This is a genomic window from Paracidovorax konjaci, from assembly GCF_900112675.1.
Lineage (GTDB): Bacteria > Pseudomonadota > Gammaproteobacteria > Burkholderiales > Burkholderiaceae_C > Paracidovorax > Paracidovorax konjaci.
The window spans coordinates 96,817-120,032 of sequence record NZ_FOMQ01000010.1; the positions used below are offsets into that span (position 1 = coordinate 96,817).

The 23,216-nt window shown below is 68.4% G+C and carries 24 protein-coding genes and 1 tRNA gene; 16 read left to right on the top strand and 9 right to left on the bottom strand.

Annotation, left to right across the window (positions count from 1 at the left end; all coding sequences use genetic code 11):
• Window positions 1–61 precede the first annotated feature (61 nt).
• A complete protein-coding gene (gene gbd, locus BM144_RS15410) occupies window positions 62–1,198 on the bottom strand; it encodes a 4-hydroxybutyrate dehydrogenase (RefSeq protein WP_092953943.1) in 1,137 nt (378 codons plus the stop codon).
• Between the two features lie 116 nt (window positions 1,199–1,314).
• Between gbd and BM144_RS15415 the strand changes: the two genes are divergently transcribed.
• The 3 genes from BM144_RS15415 to BM144_RS15425 all read left to right on the top strand — a co-directional run bounded on the left by BM144_RS15415 (window position 1,315) and on the right by BM144_RS15425 (window position 4,264).
• Window positions 1,315–2,184 carry a 2-keto-4-pentenoate hydratase gene (locus BM144_RS15415; RefSeq protein WP_092953946.1) on the top strand — a complete coding sequence of 290 codons (870 nt, stop codon included), beginning with the start codon at window positions 1,315–1,317 and terminating at the stop codon, window positions 2,182–2,184.
• 272 nt (window positions 2,185–2,456) lie between these two features.
• Entirely contained in the window at window positions 2,457–3,401 is a 945-nt protein-coding gene (locus tag BM144_RS15420; protein WP_092954178.1) for an alpha/beta hydrolase, read from the top strand.
• Window positions 3,401–4,264: a YbgC/FadM family acyl-CoA thioesterase gene (locus tag BM144_RS15425; protein ID WP_092954181.1), complete on the top strand. Its 864-nt coding sequence runs from the start codon at window positions 3,401–3,403 to the stop codon at window positions 4,262–4,264. The genes BM144_RS15420 and BM144_RS15425 overlap by 1 nt, the downstream gene beginning before the upstream one ends.
• A gap of 191 nt (window positions 4,265–4,455) precedes the next feature.
• Here BM144_RS15425 and ygfZ read toward each other — a convergent pair whose 3' ends face one another.
• The gene (gene ygfZ / locus BM144_RS15430; protein WP_092953949.1) at window positions 4,456–5,361 is read right to left on the bottom strand and encodes a CAF17-like 4Fe-4S cluster assembly/insertion protein YgfZ; all 906 of its coding nucleotides are present in this window, start codon (window positions 5,359–5,361) and stop codon (window positions 4,456–4,458) included.
• A gap of 46 nt (window positions 5,362–5,407) precedes the next feature.
• Here ygfZ and mltG point away from each other — a divergent pair, with 46 nt between their 5' ends.
• The 6 genes from mltG (at window position 5,408) to BM144_RS15460 (ending at window position 10,218) form a co-directional block, all read left to right on the top strand.
• Entirely contained in the window at window positions 5,408–6,430 is a 1,023-nt protein-coding gene (mltG, locus tag BM144_RS15435) for an endolytic transglycosylase MltG (protein ID WP_092953952.1), read from the top strand.
• 77 nt (window positions 6,431–6,507) lie between these two features.
• Window positions 6,508–7,173: a dTMP kinase gene (tmk, locus tag BM144_RS15440; protein WP_092953955.1), complete on the top strand. Its 666-nt coding sequence runs from the start codon at window positions 6,508–6,510 to the stop codon at window positions 7,171–7,173.
• Window positions 7,174–7,175: 2 nt separating this feature from the next.
• A complete protein-coding gene (locus tag BM144_RS15445; protein WP_092954183.1) occupies window positions 7,176–8,174 on the top strand; it encodes a DNA polymerase III delta subunit-related protein in 999 nt (332 codons plus the stop codon).
• A gap of 19 nt (window positions 8,175–8,193) precedes the next feature.
• Window positions 8,194–8,553 carry a PilZ domain-containing protein gene (locus BM144_RS15450; protein ID WP_092953958.1) on the top strand — a complete coding sequence of 120 codons (360 nt, stop codon included), beginning with the start codon at window positions 8,194–8,196 and terminating at the stop codon, window positions 8,551–8,553.
• 169 nt (window positions 8,554–8,722) lie between these two features.
• Window positions 8,723–9,532, top strand: a complete 810-nt coding sequence (locus tag BM144_RS15455) for a TatD family hydrolase (RefSeq protein WP_092953961.1) — start codon at window positions 8,723–8,725, stop codon at window positions 9,530–9,532.
• Window positions 9,529–10,218 (top strand): ankyrin repeat domain-containing protein, encoded by a 690-nt coding sequence (locus tag BM144_RS15460; protein WP_092953965.1) that lies wholly within the window; start codon window positions 9,529–9,531, stop codon window positions 10,216–10,218. The genes BM144_RS15455 and BM144_RS15460 overlap by 4 nt, the downstream gene beginning before the upstream one ends.
• A 39-nt stretch (window positions 10,219–10,257) precedes the next feature.
• On the opposite strand, the gene msbA is transcribed toward BM144_RS15460, so the two are convergent.
• Window positions 10,258–12,054: a lipid A export permease/ATP-binding protein MsbA gene (gene msbA / locus BM144_RS15465; protein ID WP_092953968.1), complete on the bottom strand. Its 1,797-nt coding sequence runs from the start codon at window positions 12,052–12,054 to the stop codon at window positions 10,258–10,260.
• Between the two features lie 134 nt (window positions 12,055–12,188).
• On the opposite strand from msbA, the gene tolB reads away from it, so the two are divergent.
• The 6 genes from tolB to BM144_RS15495 all read left to right on the top strand — a co-directional run bounded on the left by tolB (window position 12,189) and on the right by BM144_RS15495 (window position 16,388).
• Entirely contained in the window at window positions 12,189–13,508 is a 1,320-nt protein-coding gene (tolB, locus tag BM144_RS15470) for a Tol-Pal system beta propeller repeat protein TolB (RefSeq protein WP_092953971.1), read from the top strand.
• Between the two features lie 58 nt (window positions 13,509–13,566).
• A complete protein-coding gene (gene pal / locus BM144_RS15475) occupies window positions 13,567–14,112 on the top strand; it encodes a peptidoglycan-associated lipoprotein Pal (protein ID WP_092953974.1) in 546 nt (181 codons plus the stop codon).
• A complete protein-coding gene (gene ybgF / locus BM144_RS15480) occupies window positions 14,112–14,909 on the top strand; it encodes a tol-pal system protein YbgF (RefSeq protein WP_092953977.1) in 798 nt (265 codons plus the stop codon). The genes pal and ybgF overlap by 1 nt, the downstream gene beginning before the upstream one ends.
• Before the next feature lie 8 nt (window positions 14,910–14,917).
• The gene (locus tag BM144_RS15485; protein ID WP_092954186.1) at window positions 14,918–15,754 is read left to right on the top strand and encodes a tRNA threonylcarbamoyladenosine dehydratase; all 837 of its coding nucleotides are present in this window, start codon (window positions 14,918–14,920) and stop codon (window positions 15,752–15,754) included.
• 52 nt (window positions 15,755–15,806) lie between these two features.
• A tRNA-Lys gene (locus BM144_RS15490) sits at window positions 15,807–15,882 on the top strand.
• A 326-nt stretch (window positions 15,883–16,208) separates the two neighbouring features.
• Entirely contained in the window at window positions 16,209–16,388 is a 180-nt protein-coding gene (locus tag BM144_RS15495) for a CsbD family protein (RefSeq protein ID WP_092953980.1), read from the top strand.
• 203 nt (window positions 16,389–16,591) lie between these two features.
• Here the strand turns inward: BM144_RS15495 and BM144_RS15500 are convergent, their stop codons facing one another.
• The 6 genes from BM144_RS15500 to BM144_RS15525 form a co-directional block, all read right to left on the bottom strand.
• A complete protein-coding gene (locus BM144_RS15500) occupies window positions 16,592–17,599 on the bottom strand; it encodes a transketolase family protein (protein WP_092953983.1) in 1,008 nt (335 codons plus the stop codon).
• On the bottom strand, window positions 17,596–18,459 hold the full coding sequence (locus BM144_RS15505; RefSeq protein ID WP_092953986.1) for a transketolase: 864 nt from the start codon (window positions 18,457–18,459) through the stop codon (window positions 17,596–17,598). Before BM144_RS15505 ends, BM144_RS15500 begins: the two co-directional genes overlap by 4 nt.
• 43 nt (window positions 18,460–18,502) lie before the next feature.
• Window positions 18,503–19,762, bottom strand: coding sequence for a TRAP transporter large permease (locus BM144_RS15510; protein ID WP_092953989.1), 1,260 nt, complete (start codon window positions 19,760–19,762; stop codon window positions 18,503–18,505).
• 14 nt (window positions 19,763–19,776) lie between these two features.
• A complete protein-coding gene (locus tag BM144_RS15515) occupies window positions 19,777–20,301 on the bottom strand; it encodes a TRAP transporter small permease (protein WP_092953992.1) in 525 nt (174 codons plus the stop codon).
• Between the two features lie 55 nt (window positions 20,302–20,356).
• Window positions 20,357–21,349, bottom strand: a complete 993-nt coding sequence (locus tag BM144_RS15520; protein WP_175526046.1) for a TRAP transporter substrate-binding protein — start codon at window positions 21,347–21,349, stop codon at window positions 20,357–20,359.
• A 67-nt stretch (window positions 21,350–21,416) separates the two neighbouring features.
• On the bottom strand, window positions 21,417–22,166 hold the full coding sequence (locus BM144_RS15525; RefSeq protein ID WP_092953995.1) for an SDR family NAD(P)-dependent oxidoreductase: 750 nt from the start codon (window positions 22,164–22,166) through the stop codon (window positions 21,417–21,419).
• A 114-nt stretch (window positions 22,167–22,280) separates the two neighbouring features.
• Between BM144_RS15525 and BM144_RS15530 the strand changes: the two genes are divergently transcribed.
• Window positions 22,281–23,171, top strand: a complete 891-nt coding sequence (locus tag BM144_RS15530) for a LysR substrate-binding domain-containing protein (protein WP_092953998.1) — start codon at window positions 22,281–22,283, stop codon at window positions 23,169–23,171.
• The last annotated feature ends 45 nt before the right edge of the window (window positions 23,172–23,216 follow it).

A 23,216-nucleotide genomic window follows, 5' to 3' on the forward strand; every position in this document is an offset into this window, starting at 1 on the left:
GGCAGCCTTTTCTCACCACTCGAGCTTCTCACGTCAGGCAGGCGAGACTTTGAACATGTTCCTACATCGATTCCGCCAGCATCGCCCGGTAGTCGTCCACGCTGGCTTCGCGCGGGTTGGTCTTGTGGCAGTGGTCGGCCATGGCGCCGCGGATCACGCCGTCCCACGCATCGGGCGTGACGCCCATCGCGGCCAGCCCCGTGGGCAGGCCCAGCCTGGCGCTCATATCAAGGATGGCGTCGGGCACGTCGGCCGCCGAGCCCAGGCCCATCGCATGCGCCATGCGCTCCAGCCGGCGGTCGCGGCGAACTGCGGCGTCCTGGGCGTTGAAGCGCACCACCGCGGGCAGGAAGACTGCGTTGAGCGTGCCGTGGTGCAGTCGCGGGTTGACGCCGCCCAGGCTGTGGCTCAGCGAATGCACGCAGCCCAGCCCTTTCTGGAAGGCCATGGCGCCCTGCATGCTCGCGCTCATCATCTGCAGGCGCGCCTCGCGGTCCTGGCCGTCGCGCGTGGCCCGCTCGATGTGGGCCCAGCCGCGCGCCAGCCCGTCGAGCGCGATACCGTCCGCCGGCGGATTGAAGGCCGAGGACATGAAGGTCTCCATGCAGTGCGCGATCGCGTCCATGCCCGTGGCGGCGGTGAGGTGGGGCGGCAGGCCCAGCGTCAGTTCAGGGTCGCAGATGGCCGCCTTGGGCACCAAGTGCCACGAGTGGAAGCCGAGCTTGCGGTGGTCGTCCACGATGATGATCGCCCCGCGCGCCACCTCGCTGCCGGTGCCGGCCGTCGTGGGCACGGCGATGAGCGGCGCGACGCGCTCCGTGATGCGCGGCGAGCCGCCCTCGATGGTGGCGTAGTGCGTGAGCGGGCCCTCGTGCGTGGCCGCGATGGCGATGCCCTTGGCGCAGTCGATGGCCGATCCGCCGCCCACGGCCACGAGCCCGTCGCAGCCATGGGCGCGGTAGACCTCCACGGCCGCGCGCACGGCCGCCTCGGTGGGGTTGGCCGGCGTCTGGTCGAACACGGCCACGGGCAGGCCGGAGAGCGCATCCAGCGCACGCTGCAGCACGCCGGCCGCCTTGACGCCGGGGTCGGTCACGACGAGGGGGCGGGAGATTCCCGCGCGCTCGCACTCCTGCGCGAGCAGCCGCACCGCGCCGAATTCGATCTGGATCTGGGTGATGTAGTGGATGAGGGCCATGGTGGTGATTGCCAGAATGCGCGCCGGGCGCGTTGGTGGTCTGATGGCGGCGGCGCCATTCTGCCGGTGGCAGCAGCGCCGGTTCCATCCACCAATCTATTACCCCGGAGCTTTCCATGGTCCTGCAGCAAACCCTCACAGCGGCCCTGGTGGCCGTCGCTTGTGCGACAGGCGCGCAGGCCGCCTGCCTGGACGACGCGCAGGTGGCCGACCTTGCGGCGAACTATGCCGCGCGCACGCCGGCCGCCAATCCGCCGCCGATGGATGCGGCCGACGCCGCCTGCACGCGCGCCAAATTCAATGCCCTGCTCGCGCAGCGGCTCGGCAAGCCCGTGGGCTACAAGGCCGGGCTCACGAACCCGGCCGTGCAGCAGCGGTTCCGCACCGACCAGCCGGTCTGGGGCAAGCTCTACGCGGGCATGGTTCTGCCCTCCGGCAGCGCGGTGGACGCGGCCTTCGGCGCGCGCCCGCTCTATGAAGCCGACATGCTCGTGCGTGTGAAGAGTGCGGCCATCAACCATGCGCGCACGCCGCTGGAGGTGCTGGACGCCATCGACCAGGTGATCCCGTTCATCGAACTGCCCGATCTGCTCGTGCAGGCCCCACCGCAGCTCGACGGCGCGGGCGTGGCGGCGATCAATGTGGGCGCGCGCCTGGGCGTGGCCGGCACGCCCATCGCCGTGCCGGCCTTGCGTGCCGAGCGCTACGCGCTGCTGGACGCGCTGGCCTCGATGGCGGTCACGCTCACCGATGACGCCGGCATGCGCCTGGGCGGCGGGCGCGGCAGCGACATCCTGGGTCACCCGCTGCAGGCCGTGGTCTGGCTGGCCGGGGCGCTGCAGAAGGAAGACATCACGCTGCAGCCGGGCGACCTCGTGAGCCTCGGCTCGTTCTCCGCGCTGCTGCCGCCCAAGCCCGGGCTGGCCGTGACGGCCACCTTCGCCGGCCTGCCTGGGGCAGCGCCCGTGCGTGTCCAGTTCAAATAGTGCAGCCTCCGCGGCGGAGCGCAGGCCCTGCCGTGCGGGGCGTGGTACGTGCGGGGCTGCGCCGGCCGCCGGTTTCAGGGATGATCGGCGGCGGCCTCGGCTGCGCCGGTAATCTCGCGTTCTCCGCGGTGCCGCCGTCCCGGTCTTCCGCCTTCCGTTCCTGCCCGTTTCCTGCCGACCCGTTCTTCCGTTTCCGTTCCGTGACCGCTCCCTCTCATTCTTCCTCCGCCTTGCAGGCCAACGCCGCCGCCGCGCACCGCCTCACGCCGCAGATGCGCAGCGTGATCGACCGCATGCACCGCGCGCGCCGCCCGCCCATGGAAACCGTGCCCGTCGCCGAGGCCCGAGCCGCCTACGAACTGGGTGCCGGCGTGCTCGAAATCCCCAAGCCCGCGCTGGCCCGCGTGGACGAACTGCGCCTGCCCGCGCGGGACGGCCATGCCTTGCCCGCGCGCCTCTACGCCCCCCGCCAGGGCGGAGAGCCGCTGCCGGCGCTGCTCTACCTGCACGGCGGCGGCTTCACGGTGGGCAGCATCGCCACCCACGACACGCTCTGCCGCGAAATCGCCCGGCGTGCGGGCTGCGCGGTGGTCTCGCTCGATTACCGGCTCGCGCCCGAGCACCGCTTTCCGACCGCCGTGCACGACACCTGGGACGCGCTGGCCTGGCTGGCCGCGGAGGGCGCGTCCCTGGGACTCGACCCCGCCCGGCTGGCGGTGGGCGGCGACAGCGCCGGGGGCACGCTGGCCGCGGTGGCCGCCCTGCAGGCGCGCGATGCGGGCCTGCCGATCGCGCTGCAGCTGCTGTTCTACCCGGGCTGCACGGCCCACCAGGACACGCCGTCGCATGCGGCCTACGCCCGCGGATTCGTGCTGGAGGAGCCGGCCATCACCTGGTTCTTCAGCCACTACATCGACCGCGGCGAACGTGACGACTGGCGCTTCGCGCCGCTCAACGCGCCCGACGTGGACGGCGTGGCGCCCGCCTGGGTCGGCCTGGCGGAATGCGATCCGCTCGTGGACGAGGGCATCGCCTACGCCGACAGGCTGCGCGCCGCGGGCGTTGCGGTGGACCTGGAGATCTACCGCGGCGTGACGCACGAATTCATCAAGATGGGCCGCGCCATTCCCGAGGCGCGCACGGCCCATGCCCATGCCGCCGCCGCGCTGCGTGCGGCCTTCGGACTGCCCGATCCCGACACGGAGGAAACCCCATGATGCGCCGCGCTGATTTCCGCTGCACCGAACGCCTGCGCGTGCGCTGGGCCGAGGTGGACATGCAGAAGATCGTCTTCAATGGCCACTACCTGATGTACATCGACACCGCCATGTCGGCCTATTGGCGGGCCCTGGCCATGCCCTACGAAGCGGGCATGCAGGCGCTGGGCGGCGAGCTGTACGTGAAGAAGGCGACGCTCGAATACCACGGCTCGGCGCGGCTGGACGACGTGCTGGACGTGGGCCTGCGCTGCGCGCGCATCGGCACCAGTTCGATGCAGTTCCAGGCCGGCATCTTCGCGGGCGAGCGCCTGCTGGTGTCGGGCGAGCTGGTCTACGTGTTCGCCGACCCGGCCAGCCAGACCTCGCGCCCGGTGCCGGGCGCGCTGCGCGCGCTCATCGAGGCCCACGAGGCCGGGCACGGGGTGGTGGAGATGCGCGTGGGCGACTGGGCCACGCTGGGCGCGGATGCGCTGCGGCTGCGCATGGCCGTGTTCGTGCAGGAGCAGGGCATCGACCCGGCACTGGAGGCCGATGCGCTGGACGCGGAGGCCCTGCACGCCGTCGCCTACAACCGCATCGGCCTGCCGGTGGCGACCGGCCGGCTGCTGCAGCCCGCGCCTGGCGAGGCCCGCATCGGCCGCATGGCCGTGGACCGCACGGTGCGCGGCCAGCGCTGGGGCCGGGCCGTGCTCGATGCGCTCGTGGATGCGGCGCGGGCGCGCGGCGACCGGCGGGTCACGCTGCATGCCCAGTGCACCGCCGAGAACTTCTACCGCCGCGCGGGCTTCGAGGTGGATGGCGAGCGCTACGAGGAAGCCGGGCTTCCGCACGTGAATATGAGCATCCCCTTGAGCGGCTGACGCCGCTTCCCCCTTCTCTCGCGCTGGCGCGCGGGAAGGGGGACGACGCCGGTGGCCGGGCAGAGCCCGTTCCACGGCGTCCGCTGGCCTGGCCTGCTCCGCGGCCCTCTGACCGGAAAAGCCGTGGTGGTTTCAACGCGTCTGGCGCAGGGCGACCGCTCGATCACCAGTTCGCGGCGGCTCGGCCACGTTCAGATGTCTTCGAGCAGCGCGTAAGGCAGATCACCCAGGGCGAGTGGCACGCCTTCCGGGCCGCCCGCGCGCAGCGCCTCTCCCGTGGAGGCCACCTGCAGCGACACCAGCGCGTCGAAGCCGCCGCCGGGCGCGGGGGCTGTCTGCACCACCGTGCCGCAGGGCTGCTCGGCGTCGCTGGCCGCGAACACCTCGGCGCCCACGTCCACGGGTTCGGGCGCATGGGCCACGTAGGTGCGGCGCTTGAGCGTGCCGCGGAACTGGCTGCGCGCCACCACCTCCTGGCCCGGATAACAGCCCTTCTTGAAATTCACGCCGCCCACGGATTCGTAGTTGAGCATCTGCGGCACGAACAGCTCGACCAGGGGCGCCGTGAGGGTGGGCACGCCGCTCTGCACTTCACCCCACTCCCAGAGGCCGGGCGCCAGGGGCGTGCCGGCGGGAGCGGGCTGCCCGGCGGGCTGCACCAGCAGCGCCCGCGGCTGGCCGGCCGCGGGGTAGAGATGGATCAGCGTGCCTTGGGGCGTGTCGGCGCGGCTCCAGGGGGCCTGCGCGCCGCCCTGCACGGCGTCGCCCGCCAGGCCCCAGAGCGCGAAGTCGGCCGTGGCGTCGCTGAGCCTTGCCTTGGCGCGCAGCACGAACATCGAAAGCCGCTTGAGCACGGGGGCGAGCAGATCGCGGCTGCAGACCAGCAGCACCTCGGCATCGCCCTGGCGCCAGCCGATGAAACTGGCCTGCATGCGGCCCTTGGCCGAGAGGAAGGCCGCCAGCCGGGCCTGCCCGGGCGGCAGCAGCAGGAAATCCTGGGTGAGCTGGCCGTGGAGGAACTGCGCCGCGTCTTCGCCTTGCACGCGGATCACGCCGAGCCCGTTGAGGGGGGCCAGGCCATTCAGGGGGGACGTCATGCCGTGAATTATCATGCCCGGCTCTTTCCCTTCTGCTTCTCGGGTCGTGCGCCGTCTATTCCTATTCATCGTGCTGGTGGCCTTCGCGGCGGCCGGCGCCGGCTACTGGTGGCTGAACCAGCCTTTGCCGCTGCGCGCGGCCGCAGGCTCGGGTGCGGGCGCACCGCCGGCGCTGGAACTCGAGATCGAGCCCGGCACCACCCCGCGCGGTGTCGCCGCGGCCGCCGTGGCCGCGGGCGTGGACACCGATCCGCGCCTGCTGTATGCGTGGTTCCGCATCTCGGGCAAGGACCGCCTCATCAAGGCCGGCAACTACGAAATCCCCCCGGGTACGACGCCCTTCGGCCTGCTGCAGAAACTGGTGCGCGGCGAAGAGGCGCTGCGCGCCATCACCCTGGTGGAAGGCTGGACCTTCCGCCAGTTCCGGCAGGCCCTCGGCCGCGAAGAGCAGCTGCGGCACGACACCCAGGGGTTGGCCGACGACGCCATCATGGTGCGGCTCGAACGCCCGGGCGTGCACCCGGAGGGCCGCTTCTTTCCCGACACGTACACCTACGCCAAGGGCACGAGCGATCTGGCCGTGCTGCGCCGCGCGCTGCATGCGATGGACCGGCGCCTGGAGGCGGCCTGGGCGCAGCGTGCGGCCGACACGCCGCTCAAGACCGCGGACGAGGCGCTCATCCTCGCGAGCATCGTGGAGAAGGAAACCGGCCGTGCCTCCGACCGCGGCCAGATCGCCGGTGTGTTCAGCAACCGGCTGCGCACCGGCATGCTGCTCCAGACCGATCCCACCGTCATCTACGGCATGGGCGAGAAGTTCGACGGCAACCTGCGCCGGCGCGACCTGCTGGCGGATACGCCCTGGAACACCTACACCCGGGCGGGCCTGCCGCCCACGCCCATCTCCATGCCCGGCAAGGCCTCGCTCATCGCGGCCGTGCAGCCCGAGCGCACGCAGGCGCTGTACTTCGTGGCGCGGGGCGACGGCACGAGCCAGTTCAGTCCCACGCTCGACGAGCACAACCGCGCCGTGAACCGCTTCCAGCGGGGGCAGGGGCTCCAGCCGTAGCACCGGGGCGGGGCGCAGGGCCGCCCCGGGTTCGGCACGGCAGGCACGCGGCACGCATTACCAGAGGTCTTTCTTCCATGCAGCGACGGGGTTGGTTCATCACATTCGAAGGCATCGACGGTGCGGGCAAGTCCTCGCACATCGAAGCCGTGGCCGAGGCGCTGCGCAGCGAGGGCCGCACCGTCACGGTCACCCGCGAGCCGGGCGGCACGCCGCTGGCCGAAAACCTGCGGACGCTGCTGCTGAACGAGGCCATGGACGCCCTCACCGAATCGCTGATCGTCTTCGCGGGCCGGCGCGACCACCTGCGCACCGTGATCGTCCCGGCGCTCGAACGGGGCGAAGCGGTGTTGTGCGACCGGTTCACCGATGCCACCTTCGCGTACCAGGGCGCTGGGCGGGGCTTCGATCGCACGGTGCTATCAAATTTGGAGCAGATAACCCAGTCGGGACTGCGGCATGAAGGTGATTCGATCCTGAATCCAGACCTCACGCTGTGGTTTGACCTGGCGGCCGACGTGGCGGCGGCGCGCCTCGCCGGCGCCCGGGCGCCGGACCGCTTCGAGGCCCAGCCCGCCGAATTCTTCCGCCGGGTGGCCGGGGGGTACGCGGACCGCGAGGCCGCCGACCCTGGCCGCTTCGCGCGACTCGATGCCGACCAGCCGCGCGAAGCGGTGCGGGCCCAGCTCATGGCGGCTCTGCGCGACCGGGGTGTGCTGGGCGCGCAAGGGAGCCCCGCATGACCATGGCTGCTTCCCTCCCGCCCTGGATCGCCGCGCAGCGGCGGCAACTGCTCGCCCAGCGGGGCCATGCCTGGCTGCTGAGCGGCCCGTCCGGCCTGGGCCAATACACGCTGGCGCTGGAGATGGTGCGCGCCTGGCTGTGCGAAGCGCCTGCGCCGGATGGCGCCTGCGGCCAGTGCGGCAGCTGCCATGCCATCGAAGTGCGCACGCACGCCGATCTGTGCGTGCTCATGCCCGAAACCGACATGGTGGCGCGCGGCTGGCCACTGCCCGAGAAGGCGCAGGCGGAGATCGACGACAAGAAGCGCAAGGCCAGCCGCGAGATCCGCGTGGAGGCCATGCGCGATGCGGTGCAGTTCGCGCAGCGCACCTCCGCGCGCGGACGGGGCAAGGCCGTGCTGGTGTACCCCGCCGAACAGATGAACACCATCGCCGCCAATGCGCTGCTGAAGACGCTGGAGGAGCCCGCCGGCGACGTGCGCTTCGTGCTGGCGAGCGAGGCCGCGCACCAGTTGCTGCCCACCATCCGCAGCCGGTGCCTGGGCCATACGCTGCAATGGCCCGACGAGGCGCAATCGCTCGCCTGGCTGGCGGAGCAGGGCGTGGCGGCCGACGCCGCTGCGGCGCTGCTGCGCGCGGCCGGCGGGCGGCCCGAGGACGCGCTGGCCCTGTCGCAGGGCGGGCGCAGCCCGCAGACGTGGGCGCAGATTCCGCGGGCGGTGGCGCGTGGCGATGCCACCGCGCTGGCGGAGATGTCGCCGCCCGAGGCCGTGGACGCACTGCAGAAGCTCTGCCATGACCTGCTCGCACGGCGGGTGGGCGCGGCGCCCCGGTACTTCGCGGAGGCCGACCTGCCGACCCCTCCGGGTGTGGGGCCGCTCACGCGCTGGGCCCGTGCCCTGGCCAAGGAAGCCCGCACCGCGGACCATCCGTTCAACGCCGGCCTCATGCTGGAGGCGCTTGTTGCCCAGGCGCGAAACGCCCTAAACTCCCGCCATTGATCGACCGCCAAGCCCCACCATGAGCACCCCCCCCAGCGCCCCCCGCCCCAGTGTCATGCAGCTGGCCATCAAGGAGAAGGCGGCGCTCTACGCGGCATACATCCCGTTCTTCGTCGAAGGGGGCATCTTCGTCCCCACCCAGCGCGATTACCGTCTGGGCGACGACGTGTACGTGCTGCTCACCCTCCCCGAAGACACCCAGCGCTACCCCGTCGCCGGCCGTGTGGCCTGGGTCACGCCGGCCCGTGCTGCCGGCAACCGCACGCAGGGTGTGGGCATCCAGTTTCCGAAGGACGACAAGTCCCGCGTGCTCAAGGCCCGCATCGAAGAGATCCTGGGCTCGGCCCTGGGCTCCGAGCGGCCCACGCAGACCATCTGAGCCTGCGGCCCGCAGCAGCACCGCGCCGCCTTGCCGCAGCCTGCGGCACCCCTGCCGGCTTGACCGCAGCGGCCAGGGCGCGCTGATGGCATCCGGGCTGGCGCATGCGTCCATGCAGCCGGTTTTCCTACGGGCGCGGCGATCCGGCCCGCCTAACATCCCTTCCGCCATGTTCACCGATTCGCATTGCCACCTGAGTTTTCCCGAGCTGTCCGCGCAACTGCCCACCATCCGCGAGGCCATGGCGGAGGCCCGCGTGACCCGCGCGCTCTGCATCTGCACCACCATCGAGGAATTCGGCAGCGTCCATGCGCTGGCGCTCGGGTACGACAACTTCTGGAGCACGGTGGGCGTGCACCCGGACAACGAAGGCGTCACCGAACCTTCCGTGCAGGACCTCCTCGGCCGCGCCGCTCTGCCGCGCGTGATCGCCATCGGTGAAACGGGGCTGGACTACTACGGCATGGAAGACCGCAAGGGCGGCCGCAGCGTGGCCGATCTGGAATGGCAACGCGAGCGTTTTCGCACCCACATCCGCGCGGCGCGGGCCTGCGGCAAACCACTGGTCATCCACACGCGCAGTGCCTCCGACGACACGTTGGCGATCCTGCGCGAGGAAGGGGAAGACGGCCCGGGCAACCGTGCGGGTGGCGTTTTCCACTGCTTCACGGAAAGCGCCGAGGTGGCGCGGGCCGCGCTGGACCTCGGTTACTACATCTCGTTCTCGGGCATCCTCACCTTCAAGAATGCCCAGCCGCTGCGCGACGTGGCCGCCTTCGTGCCGCTCGACCGGCTCCTGATCGAAACCGACAGTCCGTACCTCGCACCGGTGCCTTACCGCGGCAAGACCAACAACCCGTCCTATGTCCCCTTCGTGGCGCAGCAGATCGCCGCGCTGAAGGGGCTGGATGCCGAGGCCGTGGGCGAGGCCACGAGCCGCAATTTCGATACGCTGTTCTTCCGAAAGGCCGCCCCATGACCCCTACGCTGTCGCGCCGGGTTTTCGCCTCTTCCATCGCCGTGGCCGCTGCCGGCCTGTGCAGCGCCTGCGCGCATGCGGGCGCCTACGACGACTTCTTCACGTCCATCGTGCGCGACGAAGCCCGGGACATCACGGCGCTCATCCGCCGGGGCTTCGACCCCAACACGCGCAATGCGAAGGGCGAGGTCGGCCTCACGCTCGCGCTGCAGCAGGGCTCCATGCAGGCGTTCAATGCGCTCATGGCAGCGCCCGGCATCAAGGTGGAAACGCGCAACGCCAAGGACGAGAGCCCGCTGATGATTGCCTGCCTGCGCGGGCAGGTCGCCGCGGCGCGCGCACTCATCGCCAAGGATGCCGATGTCAACAAGACCGGCTGGACGCCGCTGCACTACGCCGCGTCGGGCACGACCGATCGGCAACTGGAGCTGGCGCAGATGCTCATCGAGCAGAGTGCCTACATCGATGCCGAATCGCCCAACGGCACCACGCCCCTCATGATGGCCGTGAGCTATGGCCGCGCCGACGTGGCGCGCTTTCTGCTGGAGCAGGGGGCGGATCCGACGATCAAGAACCAGGTCGGCCTGACCGCCGCCGATTTCGCGCGCCGCGCCGCGCGGCAGGATATGGCGGATCTGGTGGGTGAGGCCATCCGGCGGCGCCAGCCCCAGCAGGGCAAGTGGTAGGCCGCGCCGGCGGCTGAAAGGCTGCTGCCGGACCCCGGATCAGGGGTGACCCAGGCCTTGCAGGCGAGCGTAGAGCCCGCCACGGGCCATGAGTTCTGCGTGCGTTCCTTGCTCCGCGATGCGGCCGCGCTCCATCACCACCACGCGGTCCGCATGCTCGATGGTGGAGAGGCGGTGGGCGATCACGAGCGTGGTGCGCCCGCGCATCAGGCGCTGCAGCGCATCCTGCACGAGACGCTCCGATTCGGTGTCCAGCGCCGAAGTGGCTTCGTCCAGGATCAGGATCGGCGCATCCTTGTAGAGCGCGCGGGCGATCGCCAGGCGCTGCCGCTGTCCACCGGACAGCTGGGTTGCGTTGTGCCCCACCACCGTGTGGATGCCTTGCGGCATCGAAGCCACATGGCTTGCCAGGTTGGCGGCCTCCAGGCAGGACTGCACGCGTGCTTCATCCACCCCATGGCCCAGGGCCACGTTGGCTGCCACGGTGTCGTTGAACATCACCACGTCCTGGCTGACCATCGCGAATTGCGCGCGCAGGGCCTGCAGATCCCAGTCGGCGATCGGCTGGCCGTCGAGCAGCACGCGGCCCTCGGTGGGCTGTAGGAAGCGGGGCAGCAGGTTCACCAGCGTCGTCTTGCCCGCGCCGGACGGGCCCACCAGCGCAACGATCTCGCCCGGCTGAACGGTGAGGTGCACGCGGTCCAGCGCCGGAGCCAGGTCGGTACCGAAGGCCACGCTGACGCCGTCCAGCACCAGTGCGCCTTGCGCACGCGCAGCGGGAGCGTGTCTTCCGCCGGTCTCGGCAGGGGTGCCTTCCAGCAGCGACAGGCCACGCTCCAGTGCCGCGACGCCGCGCGTGAGCGGATTGGCGATATCGGCCAGCCGGCGGATCGGCGCGATCAGCATCAGCATCGCCGTGATGAATGCGGCAAACCCCCCCACGGTGACCGCGCGTGTGTCGCTGGCGTTGTTTTGCCAGAGGGCCACGCAGATCACTCCGGAGAGCGCCGCGGCCGCCAGCAGCTGGGTGAGGGGCGTCATCGCAGCGGAGGCGATGGTGGCCTTGATCGCGAGCCGGCGCAGGCTGTGGCTCAAGGTGCCGAAGCGCTGCGTCTGGCCGGCCTGCGCGCCGTGCAGGCGCACCATGCGGTGCGCGAGCACGTTCTCTTCCACCACGTAGGCGAGCTGGTCGGTGGCCTGCTGGCTGGTCTTGGTGATCTGGTAGAGGCGGCGCGAGAGCGTCTTCATGATCCAGGCGACGCCCGGCACCACCACGGCCACGATCAGCGTCAGTTGCCAGTTCAGGTACACCAGGTACCCCAGCAGCGCGACCAGGGTGAAACCATCGCGTGAAATACCCATGAGCGCCTGCACCAGCAGGGTGGAGCCCGTCTGCACCTCGTACACCACGGTGTTCGAGAGCGTGCTGGCCGATTGCCGCGAGAAGAGGCCCATGTCGGCAGCCAGCAAGCGCTCGAAAAGCGATTCGCGCAGCTTCAGCATGCCCTCGTTGGCGATGCGGGCGAGGGCGTATTGCCCCGCGAACTGCGCGAAGCCGCGCACCAGGAACACGCCGATCACGGCGATGGGCACCATCCACAGCTTCAGCGAGCCTTCGGTGAATCCCTCGTCGAGCAGGGGCTTCAGCAGGGCGGGCATGAGCGGCTCCGTGGCGGCGCCGACCAGGGTGGCCAGAACGGCCAGCGCCCAGGCGAGGCGCTGTCCCCCGAAATACACGGACAGGCGCCTCAATCGCGTGCTCAAGGGAAGCGCAGGGGCAGGGGGGGCGGCGGCAGGCGCCGGCGCAGCGGCTTTCGGGGGGGCAGGAGCTTGCATGAGGGGCGGATTCTACGTAGGACCATGCCGCCAACATGCACAGTTTGTCACAGGGGTATGCGCCCTGTGTGTAACATTCGGGCCCTGTCCTTCCGGCTTCCTCCGGCGAATGGCCCGGTATCCCAACGCTGTCAATGACTTCAGACCGCCCATCCCAATCTCTCCTCGCGGCCCTGCCGCTGTCCACGCGACGCCACGCCATCGTGGCCCTCGCCGCTGCTTCATCCTCTGCTTCCGCGCTCGCGCAGTTCCGTGTCGAAATCACGGGCGTCGGGCTCACCCAGTTGCCGACGGCCATCGCGCCGTTCCGTGGTGAGGGGAGCGCGCCCCAGAAGATTTCTGCCATCGTGCAGGCCGACCTGGAGCGCAGCGGGCAGTTCCGTGCAGTGGACGCGTCCGGCCAGCAACTCGACGAGACCTCCCGGCCCGACGTGGCGCTGTGGAAGCAAAAGGGCGCCGACTCCCTCACGACCGGCAGCATCACGCGCCTGCCCGACGGGCGGTACGACGTGCGTTTCCGTTTGTGGGAGACCGTGCGCGGCGAAGACCTGGGCGGCCAGAGTTTCGTGGTGACGCAAGCAGACCTCCGCCTGGTGGCCCACCGGGTGGCCGATTACGTCTATGAAAAGCTCACGGGCCAGCGCGGCATCTTCTCGACCCGTATCGTCTATGTGACCAAGGCGGGCAGCCGCTACAGCCTGTGGATTGCCGATGCCGATGGCGAGAACGCGCAGTCGGCGCTCTCCAGCCCCGAGCCCATCATCTCGCCGGCATGGTCGCCTTCCGGATCGCAAGTGGCCTACGTCTCCTTCGAATCGCGCAAGCCGGTCGTCTATGTGCACGATGTGGCGTCGGGCCGCCGCCGGTTGATAGCGAACTTCCGGGGTTCCAACAGCGCTCCGGCATGGTCGCCCGATGGTCGCACGCTGGCCGTCACCTTGAGCCGCGATGGCAATTCGCAGCTCTACACGATCGACGCCAACGGCGGCGAGCCGCGCCGCCTCATGCAGAGTTCCGGCATCGACACGGAGCCCACCTATTCCAGCGACGGGCGCAGCATCTACTTCGTGAGCGACCGGGGTGGGGCACCGCAGATCTACCGCGTGCCGGCTTCGGGGGGCAGTGCAGAGCGTGTCACCTTCACGGGCACCTACAACATTTCTCCCAGCATCAGCCCCGACGGCAAGTGGTTGGCCTACATCTCCCGGGTGGGAGGCGCTTTCAAACTGCACGTCATGGACCTGGCGACAGGCACGGTCAACGCCATCACGGACACCACCGCCGACGAGAATCCCAGCTTCGCACCCAACAGCCGCCTCATCGTCTACGCGACCCAGCAGCAGGGCCGCGAGGCGCTCATGACCGCGACGTTGGACGGCAAGATCAAGGCGCGCCTCGCAGGGCAGGGCGGAGACATCCGCGAGCCGGACTGGGGCCCGTTCCAGAAACAATGATCTGAACCCTTTCGCAATTTTTGATATCGACAATCTGGACTAGAGGAGAACCTTCCCAATGATCAGCCTTCCCTTCAAGCGTATTTCCCTGGCCCTGACCGTGGCCGCCGTCATGGCCGGCTGCAGCTCCGGTGTGAAGCTGGAAGACGTGCCCGTCGAGAACAAGGGCGCAACGTCCACCGTGCCCGACGGCGCCAATGCCAACGGCAGCTCGCAGAGCGGCGTGGCTCCGGTGGACCTGAGCCAGTCCGCACGCGACGCCGCCGGTCCTGCGGGCGTGAGCCGTATCGTGTATTTCGACTTCGACAGCTATGTGGTCAAGCCCGAGTACCAATCGCTCATCGAACAGCACGCCCGCTTCATCAAGGCCAACCAGGGCCGCAAGGTCATGATCGAAGGCCATACCGACGAGCGCGGCGGCCGCGAGTACAACCTGGCGCTGGGCCAGAAGCGCGCCGAAGCCGTGCGCCGTTCCCTGGGCTTGCTGGGTGTGCCGGACAGCCAGGTGGAAGCCGTGAGCTTCGGCAAGGAAAAGCCGGCTGCCCAAGGCGGTTCCGAAGACTCCTACGCCCAGAACCGCCGCGCTGAACTGTCCTACCGTTGATGACCACTTTCGTGCAGCAGCGGGCCCGGGCCCGCAATGCGGTGGCGCTGGCGGCCCTGTCGCTTGCCGCTGCCTTCGGCGCTTCTTCCAGCCACGCAGCGCTGTTCGAGGATGACGAGGCGCGCCGCGCCATCCTTGAACTGCGCCAGCGCATCGACGCGCTGCAGCAGCGGGGTGGCGATGACCAGCGCCGCACATCGGAAGAAGGCGCGCAGATGCGCCGCAGCCTGATCGACCTGCAGTCGCAGATCGAAGCGCTGCGTTCCGAGCAGGCCAGCCTGCGCGGGCAGAACGAACAGCTCCAGCGCGACGTGGCGGATCTGCAGCGCCGCCAGAAGGACATGGCCCAGGGCATGGAAGAACGGCTGCGGCAGTTCGAGCCCGTCAAGGTCACGTCGGACGGCCAGGAGTTTCAGGCCGATCCTGCGGAGAAGCGCGATTTCGAAGCGGCACTGGCTGTTTTCCGCTCCGGCAAATTCCCGGATGCGGTCACGGCGTTCGGCAACTTCATTCGCCAGTATCCGCGCAGTGGTTATGTGCCTTCCTCGCGGTTCTGGCTGGGCAATGCCCAGTACGCCACCCGCGACTACAAGGAAGCCATCAACAACTTCAAGGCCTTGCTGGCGGCTGCGCCCGACCACGCCCGTGCACCGGAAGCGGCCCTGTCGATCGCCAACTGCCAGATCGAGCTCAAGGACACGCGCGCCGCGCGCAAGACGCTGGAAGACCTCATCCGTGTCTATCCGCAGGCGGAGGCCGCGGCCGCGGCCAAGGAACGCCTGGCCCGACTGCGGTGACGGCGAGCATGTTGCCGAGCGCCGCGGCGGAAGCGGTCGCAGGTGCAGTGTCCTTGCCACCGCCTGGCATCGAGGCTGACCTGCAACGCAGATTCGGCGGGCTCGACCGTCTGTATGGCACGGAAGGGGCCGCCCGCATCCGCGCATCGCACGTGGCGGTCGTCGGGGTCGGCGGCGTAGGTTCCTGGGCCGTGGAAGCGCTTGCACGCAGCGGCGTCGGGCGGCTGACCCTCATCGACCTCGACAATGTGTCGGAGTCGAACATCAACCGCCAGATCCACGCCCTGTCCAACACGGTGGGGCAGGCCAAGGTCGAGGCGATGCGCGAGCGCATCGCCTTGATCCATCCCGGTTGCGAGGTCCATTGCATCGAAGACTTCGTCGAACCGGCCAACTGGCCGTCGATCCTCCCCGAAGGAGTCGGCGCGGTGATCGACGCGTGCGATCAGGTCGCTGCAAAGACGGCCATGGCCGCATGGGCCACCAGAACCAACCAGCCGTGCTTCATCAGCGTGGGGGCCGCAGGCGGCAAGCGCCTGGCGCACCAGGTGGATATCGATGACCTGTCCCGCACCACGCACGACCCCCTGTTGGCACAACTTCGCTACCGGCTGCGCAAGCACCATGGAGCGCCACGGGAAGGACGGCGCATCGGTCTCGCCTGTGTATTCAGCCGGGAGGCCGTGGCCCCGCCCCACGCATCCTGCGCAATGGAAGAGGGCGGCGATGGCAGCCTGAACTGCCATGGCTATGGCTCGGTGGTGTCCGTCACCGCGACGTTCGGCCAGTGTGCTGCGGGCTGGGTGCTCGATCAGATCTCCAAAGCTGTCCGCACACCAAAATAGCACTATAATCTTAGGCTTTGCTGCAATGTACTGAAACGTGCTTTGCAGTGGAGGGACGTTAGCTCAGTTGGTAGAGCAGCGGACTTTTAATCCGTTTGTCGTGGGTTCGACCCCCGCACGTCCCACCATGAACATGGGCCGCTACAGCGTTGATCGCTGTAGCGGCTTTCTTGTTTCTGGCTTTGGCCAGCGATCTTTCAACGCGTTGCACCCTACGCATAGCTGGCTGGCAGCCGTTGATGGATGAGCAGCACCTGTGCGCAACCGCACCCATTTGTCCCTGGGCACAGGGGATGGCTGAGGAACTCCTCTGGCAACGCCCTTGTCTGTAGGCTCGGCCTTACGGATTCGGAAGGCATTGCCCGGCCGTGGCGGGAATGCTCCGGGCGTACTATTTTTCGGTGAGGAACGGCTTTTCGCCATACCCGCAAACCCATCACCGAAAGGACTCACCATGAACACCGATCAAATCAAGGGCGCTGCAAAGGAAGTCGTTGGCAAGGTCCAACAAAAGACCGGCGAAGTGTTCAACAGCCCCGAGCAACAGGTCAAGGGCGTCGCGAAGCAAGTGGAAGGCAATGCCCAGAAGAACTACGGCGATGCCAAGGAAACGATCAAGGACGCCACCCGTTGAGTGGCGGCGCGCAGGCGCCGGTCCCCGTGAAAACAAAAGCCCGCACGGCTTGCCCGGCGGGCTTTTTCCATGGTGCCAGCGATGCTGAGCGGATGAGGCACATCGCTACATGATGGCTGTGCTGCATGGAGCAGGCACGGCTGCATGCATGCAGTGCCTCGCCTGCCTCTGCGCCCTGAGCCTCGTTGCTCTGTCCTCTGGATTCAAGCCAGCCAGCGCCGGATCCTGCTGGCCAGGGTGTCACGGCTGATTTCGTATCGATCGTGCAGTGTGGGCAATGCGCCTGCCTCCAGGAAGGCATCCGGCAGTCCGGCCAGCCTGAATGCAGCGGGGCGGATGTTCTCCTGCAATAAGGCGCTCGCGACGGCCTCTCCCAGGCCGCCGACCACCGAGTGATTCTCGGCAACGACGACCAGGCGCGGTCCGTTGCCGGCCGCGTGGGCGATGGCCTGGACGTCCAGCGGCTTGATGGTCGGGCAGTGCAGTACGGCAACGCCCAGGTGGTCCAGGGCGAGCGTATCGGCCACTTCCAGGGCACGCATCGTCATGAACCCACTGGAGATGATGAGCACGTCGTGGCCTTCGCGCAGCAGCTTGGCTTTGCCGAGTTCGAACCGGTAGTCGTATTCGTCGAGGACCAGGGGTACGTTGCCCCTCAGCAGGCGCATGTAGACAGGGCCGCCGTGCGCTGCAATCTGAGGAACCGCCTGCTCGATATCGAGCGCATCGCAGGGGTCGACGATGGTGAGCCCGGGTACCGCGCGCATCATCGCGAGATCGTCGGTGGCTTGGTGACTGGGGCCGTATCCCGTGGTCAGGCCCGGCAAGGCACAGCAGATCTTGACGTTGAGGTTTTCTTCGGCGATGACCTGGTGGATGAAGTCGTAGGCCCTGCGGGTGCCGAACACCGCATAGGTCGTGGCGAAGGGCATCAGCCCTTCTTTCGCCATGCCGCCTGCAGCAGCCATCAGGAGTTGTTCTGCCATGCCCATCTGGAAGTAGCGGTCCGGGTGGGCCTGGGCGAACAGGTGCAGGTCGGTGTATTTGGCCAGGTCCGCGGTCATGCCCACGACTTCGGCGCGGTGCGCAGCAAGTTCCAGCAATGCCTTGCCGAACGGTGCGGCCCTGACCCGCTGGCCTTCGCCGGCGATGGAGGCAATCATGGCGGAGGTCGTGAGGCGGGGTTTTTTCTCGGTGACGGGGGTGTTCATGGCATGGCCTCCTCTGGGGGCTGGGACTGGTCCAGGATCTCGATGGCTTTCTGCCATTCGGGGGGATCGACACGGATGAAGTGGTTCTTCTCGCGCTGCTCCAGGAACGGCACGCCCTTGCCCATGAGGGTATCGAAGAGGATGACCCGCGGCCGGGGTTCGCTGGCATGGCGCGCGGTATCGAACGCCTCCAGCACGCGGGCCAGGTCGTTGCCGTCCACCCGCTGCACGTGCCAGCCGAATGCGGACCATTTGTCGGCCAGTGGCTCGAAGCCGAGCACCTGCCTGGAGGGACCGTCGGCCTGTTGGTTGTTCACGTCGACGAGGCAGATCAGGTTGCCCAGCCCATGGTGCGCGGCCGACATGGCCGCCTCCCACGTCGATCCTTCGTCGAGTTCGCCGTCCGACATGGAGTTGTAGACGAATGCCGGGCTGCCCTTGTGCCGCAGCGCGAGTGCCATGCCCACGGCAATCGGCAGTCCCTGGCCCAAGGAGCCGCCGGAGATTTCCATGCCCGGCGTATAGGTCGCCATGCCGGACATCGGCAGCCTGCTGTCGTCGCTGCCGTAGGTTTCCAGCTCGCTTTCCGCAAGGATGCCGGCCTCTGCCAGGGCGGCGTAGAAGGCGATCGCGTAGTGCCCGTGGGAGAGCAGAAAGCGATCGCGGCCTTCCCATTGCGGATCGTCGGGACGCAGGTTCAGCGCATGGCCGTAGGCCACCGCCAGCACATCGGCCCAGCCCAGGGCCTGGCCGATATAGCCCTGGCCCTGGACTTCACCCATCCGCAACGCGTAGCGGCGGATGCGGTATGCGCATCGGGACAGCCTGTCCAGCCGGTGGTGCTGCAGGTCATGGTTCATTGAAGGTCTCCTGTAGTGTCTCGGGGTGCCGGCAGCCGCCGCGTCAGCGCAGGATGCTGGCGGGTACGTAGGACACCAGCATCAGCACTGCCAGCGCCACGACATAGAAGGGAATGAGTTCGCGCACGGTCTGCCCCACCTTGACCTTGGCCAGCGAACTGGTGATGAAGAGCGTGGTTCCGACGGGCGGCGTATAGAGGCCGAGAGCCAGGTTCACCACCATCATGATTCCGAGTTGCGTCATGTCCATGCCGATGCTCTGCGCCAGCGGCACGAACACCGGCGTGAGCAGCAGCACGGCCGCGGGCAGATCGATGAACATGCCGATGAAAAGCATCAGCCCGTTCATCAGCAGGATCACCATCCAGGGCGATTCGACGTGCGATTGCACCCAGTGCACGATGCCGGTGGGCATCTGGTCGTAGGTCAGCAGCCATCCGATGGCCGCAGAGGCCATGATCACGAGCAGCACCACGCCCGTTGCCAAACCTGCGTGGACCACGGCGTCGTTGAGCCGGCGCCAGCCGAGGTCGCGGTAGATGGCGGCCGAAACCACGCCGGCATACAGCGTCGACAGGACCGCCACTTCCGTCGGGGTTGCGATGCCGAACCGCAGGAAGACGATGATCAGCACTGGCAGCAGCAGCGCCGGCGAGGCATAGGCCAGGTGGCGGCGGAAGGCGGGCCATTGGAACGGCGTGGTGTCGCGGGGGAAGCCGCGGCGCTTGCCCACCCACCAGCACACCGCCATGAAGCCTGCGCACATCAGCAGACCGGGCAGTACGCCGGCCACGAACAGCGCGGCGATGGATGCGTTCGCGCTCAAGGCGAACAGGATCATCGGGATCGACGGCGGGATCAGGATGTCGATCGTGGCGGCCGAGGCGAGCGTGGCCGCGGAGAAGGCCGCGGGGTAGCCCAACCGCTTGTGCCACGGGATCATGAGCGAGCCGATCGCCGATGCGTCCGCCACGGCCGAGCCCGACACGCCCCCGAAGAGGGTCGAAGACATCACGCCCACCTGGGCCGGGCCCCCGTGGAAGCGCCCGATCAGTGCAGAGAGCACGCCCACCAGGGCTTCGCCCAGCTTGCCTCCCATCATGAGGGAGCCCGTGAGCATGAAGAACGGAATGGCGATGAGCGGAAAGCTCTGCACCTGGGCCACCATCTGCTGTACGAGCAGGTCCAGTGGAATGCGGTCGGAGCTGGCTGCAGCGGCCATGGCGCCCATCAGCAGGGCATGCGCGATGGGCATGGCGACCACGGCGCCAGCCATGAAGACGAAGAGCATGAGGATGGACATCAGCGTGCCTCCGTCTACCAGTGGGCGCCGGCCACCGGGCGGGCGGGCGCGTCGCCATCCGCTGCGCGCTGCGGGTCACCCGCCAGCCATGCGCGCGCTGCCGATTGCAGGGCGAGGAGGCTGAGCATGGCCATGCCCACCATCACGCATGCGTACGTCACCGACCCGGGAATGTTCAGGATCTGGCTGCGTTCGTCATGCACGATCTCCAGCATGTTGGCCGTGGCCCACGCCAGCGTGGCGTAGAGGCCGGCGACGATCAGCCAGCTCAGCGTGGCCACCACCCGCTGGATGCCTGCCGGCAGGGTCTCCACGAGAAAGGTCGTGGTGATGTGCGCTCCGTGGGCCGCTGCCAGCACCACGCCCGACATCACGAGCCAGGGGAAAAGCAGTTCAGGGACTTCGTTGGCCCACTGCAGGCTGGCGCCGGTGGCATACCGCAAGGCCGTGTTGCACACCAGGATCACGAAGATGACGAGTGTGCTGATCCACAGCACGGTGCGGCAGGTGCCGACGACCATGCGTTCGAGAATATTCATCAGGGTTCTCCTCGCCGCGCCGGCGGCGCGGTCTGTGTATCGCTGGGGAATGCGTCTATCGGCCGGCGGCGGCCTTCACCACTTTGCTGAGGTACGGGCCGATGGGGCCGGATTGCCATTTCTCCTGCACCTTGCCCGTGGCCTGGGCGAACGCCTTAGGGTCGATCGTGGTGACTTCGACGCCCTTGGCCTTGATGTCGCCCAGCAGCTTCTCGTCCATTTCCCGGGACAGCTGCCGCTGGTAGGCCGTGGCTTCCTGTGCGGCCTGGGTGATGGCCGTGCGGTCCGCGGGAGCGAGGCGGTCCCAGCTGCGCTTGCTCATGACGAGCGGCGTCATCTGGAACATGTGGCCGGTCAAGGCCAGGTGCTTCTGGACTTCATAGAGCTTGCTGGCATGGAAGTTGGCCAGCGGGTTCTCCTGCCCGTCCACCACGCCCTGCTGCAGGGCCACGTACAACTCCGCGAATTTGATCTGCTGCGCCTCGGCGCCGAGGGCCTGCATGATGTCCACCAGCACGGCATCGGGAGGCGTGCGCATCTTCAGTCCCCTCAGATCCTCGACCGTGCGGATGGGCTTGCGGCTGTTGGTCATGTGGCGGATGCCGTTGTCCCAGTACCCCAGGACTACCATGCCTTTGGCGGCCGACTTGTCTGCCAGCTCCTTGCCAAGCGGACCGTCCAGGACTGCGAAGGCCTGTGCCGATGTCGAGAACAGGAAAGGCATGCCGTACGCCGCATATTCCGGAACCGCAGCGGCCACGGCGCCCTGTGAGTTGGCGGAGATGTCCAGCGCGCCCGTGCGCAGGGCCGTGACCATGGCCGCGTCGTCGCCCAATTGGGCGGACGGTGCGACCTGCACTTCGATGCGGCCACCGCTGGCGGCCTTCACCTGCTCCGCGAATCTCACCGATGCCAGGTGGCGCGGGTTGTCCGGGGCGGCGCCGTGGCCGAGGGTCAGCCTGACGGTCTGGGCCCAGGCGGCTGGGGACGCGGTCAGCATGCCCAGTGCCAGGGCGGCAGCCCCTGCGAAAAATGTCTTGCGTTGCATGGTTTTGTCTCCTTCGTTTTGTTGTGTGGCCATGTCCTGTCCTGCATGGCATCGCCGGCGAAGCGCTTCAGTGGATGAGCATGCCTCCGTTGACGTCGAGGGTGATGCCCGTGCAATAGGCCGATAGATCGCTTGCCAGGAAGACGCACGCACCTGCCACGTCGTCGGCGCGTCCGAGGCGCGCGAGCGGGATGGTGTCGGAGATCTCCCGCTTGCGGTCGGGGGTGAGCTTGCCCTGGGTGATGTCCGTCTCGATCAGGCCGGGCGTGATGCAGTTCACGCGGATGCCTTCGGTGCCGAATTCGCGCGCCATCGCACGGGCCAGCCCGAGCACGCCGGCCTTGGCCGCGGAGTAGTGGGGCCCTCCGAAAATGCCGCCGCCGCGCTGTGCCGACACCGACGAGATGCAGACGATCGAGCCCGACTGCTGGTCGCGCATGGCGGGCAGGGCCGCCTGCGACATGTAGAGCGTGCCGCGCAGGCTCACGTCGAGAATGCGGTCGTAGTCGGCGCCGGAAATGTCCAGGGTCTTGACCGGCTGCGTGATGCCCGCGTTGTTGATCAGCACGTCGATGCGGCCGAAAGCACCGATGACCGTGGCGGCGGCGGCTTCGCACGATGCCTTGTCGGTCACGTCGCCCACCAGTCCCAGGTGCGCATTGCCGAGGCGGGCTGCAGCGCCCGCCGGGTCGGCGCGCTCCAGATCGATGATGGCCACCCGCGCGCCTTGCGCGGCCAGTTGCCGTGCCGTGGCATACCCCAGGCCGTTGGCTCCCGCACCGCCGGTGACGATGGCGACCTTGTCTTTGAGCAGCATCCTTGTGTCTCCTTGTGAATCGTTGACCGATCTTCGGCCACGTCGAACATGAAGACAAACGATGTTTTCTCAGCCTAACATGATGGTCCTTCAGTTTAGATGCGGGGTCACCCTATGCCGTCCATTCCTTCCAGTGCCCATCTGCTGGCGTTCGAGGCCGTGGCCCGGCGGCGCAGCTTCGCGCTGGCGGCTGCCGAACTGCATCTCACGGCCTCGGCGGTCAGCCACCAGGTGGCCAAGCTCGAAGGGCAGCTCGGCATCCGCCTCTTCGAGCGCAGCGCCCATGGCGTACGCCTCAGCATGGCGGGCAACACCTACCTGCAGAGGGTGGCGGGCGCGCTGTCGGCCATCGTCTCGGCCACCGAGGACCTGCGCCACAGCGTGAGCAACAGCCTGTATGTGCATTGCGCACCCAGCATCGCCAGCCTGTGGCTCATGCCCCGCCTGCGTGCCTTCGCGCAGGCGCATCCCGAGATTTCCCTGAACCTCTCGGCGGCGCACTCGCACAGCGACTTCGCCCTGGGACAGGCCGACATCGACATCCGCTACGGGGTCCCGCAATGGCCCGAACTCGAAGTAGAGCCCCTGTTCGAAGAGCGTGTCCTGCCCCTGGCAAGCCCGGCATTCATCGCCGAGCACGGCCTGCGGCGGGTGGAGCAGTTGCTGGATGTTCCGCTCATCCAGAGCAATGTGAGCGTCGTGCAGTGGGCGGACTGGTTCCGGTCGTTCACGCGCCTGCGGGCGCCTGACCGCTTCGCCGTGCGTTTCGACCGCGCGCAGATGTCGCTGGATGCGGCCACCCAGGGGCTCGGTGTGGCACTCGAAAGCGCGACCAACGCCGGCGGGCATCTTGCGGAAGGCAAGCTGGTGCCGCCGTTCGGTATCGATCCTTCCATCAAGGTGAAGGCGCATTTCGTGGTCTACCCGCCGCACCACGCGCACCGTCCCGCGGTGGCGGCATTCCTCGCCTGGGTCCACAGTGAAGCAGCAAAGACCGGCGCCTGATCGATGGCGCCGCGCGCACGCGCCCCGGGGGCCTGACCGCCCCAT